This is a genomic window from Dyella sp. 01N36 (assembly GCF_056399745.1).
Map to the genome: position 1 here is coordinate 1 of NZ_JBFTRY010000272.1, position 3,744 is coordinate 3,744.

Consider the following 3,744-nt stretch of genomic DNA (forward strand, 5'->3'; position numbering starts at 1 on the left):
AGGCTATGCCTCGTCGCTGTTCTATGCGATCAGCTATGCGATCACCAGCGCCGCAGCGTTCGGCATGATCCTGGCGCTGGCGCGTGCCGGCTTTGAGTGCGAAGAGATCGACGATCTCAAGGGCCTCAACCAGCGCTCGCCGTGGGCGGCGTTCCTGATGATGCTGGTGATGTTCTCGCTGGCCGGCGTGCCGCCGCTGTTCGGCTTCTTCGGCAAGCTGCTGGTGTTCCAGGCGGCGATCCATGCCGGCTTCCTGTGGCTGGCCCTGGTCGGCGCGGTGTTCGCCATCATCGGCCTCTATTACTACCTGCGCGTGGTCAAGGTGATGTACTTCGACAAGCCGGTGGAAGGCACCGAAGTGCATCTGCAGAAGGACGTCTCGGTGCGTCTGGTACTGTCGTTGAACGTGCTTGCGCTGCTGGTGCTCGGCATCGTCTGGGGCCCGCTGTTCGGCTGGTGCCAGAGCGTTTTCGTCGGTTGATGATTGCTTGATTTTTGGGCGTCGCGGCCGCATCTCCGTGACGCTTTCTTGTCGATGAAGTGAAATTAGTTAGCGAAAAGGCTTGCAAGAATTCGGCCATCTCGCTAATCTTTGCGGACTCTGATGCGGGGTGGAGCAGTCTGGCAGCTCGTCGGGCTCATAACCCGAAGGTCGTAGGTTCGAATCCTACCCCCGCTACCAGATCTTTCTTAGAACAAGAAAGCCTCCTCGTGAGGCTTTTTTGTTGGGCGCAAGGAAGCGTCGCACGTGCGTCACAAGCCGCTTAGATGCTGGCTGCGCCCCAGGTGCCCCGAAAGAGTCTGGATGGGTCGGGACATCGGCRAGACGCTCTATTTTTAGAGCATGGAATGGGCCGCTTGAGCCCATTTTTTGTTTCTGGCGATCAGTAACGGTAGGGCAATCATGGATACGCAGGCACTGGCTCAACGCTTTACGGAAGTTCTGGCCGATCTGGGCCTGGAATGCATCGGCGTGGAGTTCACCCCGTCGCAGGGGCAGAGTACCCTGCGTGTCTTCCTCGACACCGAGGGCCGCGAGATCAACGTCGAAGACTGCGAGGCGGCCAGCCGGGAAATCTCGGCCATGCTCGACGTGGAAGATCCGATTCCGGGGCATTACGTGTTGGAAGTTTCGTCGCCCGGCATCGACCGTCCGCTGTTTACCGCGGCGCAGTTCGCCAAGGTGGCGGGAACGGAAGTGAAGATTTTGCTCAAGGCGCCCATGGAAGGACGTCGCCGCTTGCGCGGCAAGGTGATCTCGGTCGAAGGCGAGCGGATCTCGCTGGAAGCCGAAGGCAAGACCTTCGAGTTCGACCATGACGCGGTGGAAAGCGCGCGCGTGGTGCCCGACTGGGTGGCGCTCGGTTATGTGCCGCAGCCCAAGCCGGGTAAAGCCCCGGGCAAGAAGGCCGCGAAGTAAATCAACTTAAAACCGATGGGGCGCCGGCGGCGTCTACGGAGTTGCTGCAATGAGCAAAGAACTTTTGCTGGTGGTTGACGCGGTTGCCAATGAAAAAGGCGTGCCGCGTGAAGTGATTTTCCAGGCCATGGAAGCGGCTCTCGCGTCCGCCGCCAAGAAGCGCTATCCGGATGAAGATCCGGATGTCCGCGTGGTCATCGATCGCCACTCCGGCGATTACGAAACGTTCCGTCGTTGGGAAATCATCGCCGACGACGGTGAGATGGAATCGCCTTACCACCAGGTGCGCCTGATGGACGCCGTCGACGAGCGCGAAGACGCTGAGGTCGGCGAATACATCGAGCAGCAGGTCGAGAACGCCGAATTCGGCCGCATCGCCGCCCAGGCCGCCAAGCAGGTGATCGTGCAGCGCGTGCGCGAAGCCGAGCGCATGCAGGTGGTCGACGCCTTCCGCGAACGCGTGGGCGAGCTGGTTACCGGCATCGTCAAGCGCGTCGAGCGCGGCAACGTCTATCTGGACCTGGGCAGCAATGCCGAGGCCTTCATCCCGCGCGACCGCACCATTCCGCGCGAATCGGCCCGTGTCGGCGACCGCGTGCGCGGTTACCTCTACGAGGTGCGCTCCGAAGCCCGCGGCCCGCAGCTGTTCGTCTCGCGGGCCGCACCGGAATTCATGATCGAGCTGTTCAAGCTCGAAGTGCCGGAAGTGGGCCAGGGCCTGGTCGAGATCAAGGGCTGCGCCCGCGATCCGGGCGACCGCGCCAAGATCGCCGTGGTTGCGCACGACACCCGCACCGATCCCATCGGCGCCTGCATCGGCATGCGCGGTTCGCGCGTGCAGGCCGTGTCCAACGAGCTCAATGGCGAGCGCGTGGACATCATCCTGTGGCACGAAAACCAGGCCCAGTACGTCATCAACGCGATGGCGCCGGCCGAAGTGCAGTCCATTATCATGGACGAAGAGAAGCACTCGATGGACATCGCCGTCGCCGAGGACAAGCTGTCCCAGGCCATCGGTCGCGGTGGCCAGAACGTGCGCCTCGCCAGCAAGCTCACCGGCTGGCAGCTCAACGTGATGACGCAGGACCAGGTCGCCGCCAAGAGCGAGGCCGAACAGGAAGCCGCACGCCAGCTGTTCATGGAAAAGCTGGAAGTGGACCAGGAGATCGCCAACATCCTCGTGCAGGAAGGCTTCTCCAGCGTCGAAGAAATCGCCTATGTGCCGAGCGCCGAGCTGCTGGCCGTGGAAGGTTTCGACGAAGACATTGTTGAAGAGCTCCGCGCCCGCGCCCGCGACGCGCTGCTCACCGAAGCACTGGCCGTGGAAGAGGGCATCGACGAGCATCAGCCGTCCGATGAACTCCTGCATCTGCCGGGCATGGACGAGGCCACCGCATTTGCGCTGGCTTCGCGTGAAGTGGTCTCGGTGGACGATCTGGCCGACCTCGCGGTTGATGACCTGATCGACATCGATGGCATGGACGAGGAACGCGCTGCGGCGCTGATCATGGCAGCACGTGCGCCGATGATCGCTCGTCTGGAGAAAGGTGGCTAACCGCGGGCGGTAGCGCTCTGGAAGAGCGCACCGAGGAGGGCTGAGATGCCTCCACCATGGATGGGTTGGCTGTGCAGGCGAAGCCGCACGGACGTTAAGCGCGGGAACGGCGGAGAAAGAACACGATGTCGGACGTAACGATCAAACAACTTGCCAAGGTACTTGGCATGYCGGTGGACAGGCTGCTTGGGCAGCTGGGCGAAGCTGGTATGAAATTCTCCGATCCGGAGCAGATCATCAGCAGCACCGAAAAGGTGAAGCTGCTGGGCTTCCTGCGCCGTACCCATGGCAAAACCGAGATCAGTCCCGCGGAAGCGGACGACAGCTCGCCCCGCCAGATCACCCTCAAGCGCCGCAAGGTCAGCGAGCTCAAAGTCGCCACGCCGGGCGGCCGCGGTGCCGCTGCCAGCGCCAAGACGGTGAACGTCGAAGTGCGCGCCAAGCGAACCTACGTCAAGCGCAGCGTCATCGCCGAAGAAGCGGGCAATGACGTCGAGCGCGAAGACGCCGTGCGCAAGCTGCAGGAATCTCAGACGCAGCGCGACCACGAAGAAACCGAGCGCCTGGATGCGGATCGCCGCCGCCAGGAAGAAGCCCAGCAGCGCGCCGACGAAGCTCAGCGCCAGCGCGAGGCTGAAGAAGAACAGCGTCGCCAGCAGGCCGAGGCTGAGGCCGCTGCACGCGCCAGGGAACAGCAGGAGCGCCAGGTGGCCGCCGAAGCTGCCTCTGCCCCCGCACGCAGCGAGCCGACGCCGATGGTGGCCGAGCC

The 3,744-nt window shown here is 63.0% G+C and carries 4 protein-coding genes and 1 tRNA gene; all 5 read left to right on the top strand.

Annotated features, from left to right (window positions below; translation table 11 throughout):
- Positions 1 to 481: NADH-quinone oxidoreductase subunit N (locus AC1DMG_RS20790; RefSeq protein WP_477181028.1), on the top strand; the 481-nt coding region annotated here is incomplete at its 5' end.
- A gap of 124 nt (positions 482 to 605) precedes the next feature.
- Positions 606 to 682, top strand: a tRNA-Met gene (locus tag AC1DMG_RS20795).
- A 222-nt stretch (positions 683 to 904) separates the two neighbouring features.
- Positions 905 to 1,420: a ribosome maturation factor RimP gene (locus AC1DMG_RS20800; RefSeq protein ID WP_441604072.1), complete on the top strand. Its 516-nt coding sequence runs from the start codon at positions 905 to 907 to the stop codon at positions 1,418 to 1,420.
- 49 nt (positions 1,421 to 1,469) lie between these two features.
- Positions 1,470 to 2,975, top strand: coding sequence for a transcription termination factor NusA (gene nusA, locus AC1DMG_RS20805; RefSeq protein ID WP_441604073.1), 1,506 nt, complete (start codon positions 1,470 to 1,472; stop codon positions 2,973 to 2,975).
- A 167-nt stretch (positions 2,976 to 3,142) separates the two neighbouring features.
- Positions 3,143 to 3,744 (top strand): IF-2-associated domain-containing protein (locus AC1DMG_RS20810; RefSeq protein WP_477181029.1); only part of this gene is annotated, 602 nt, incomplete at its 3' end.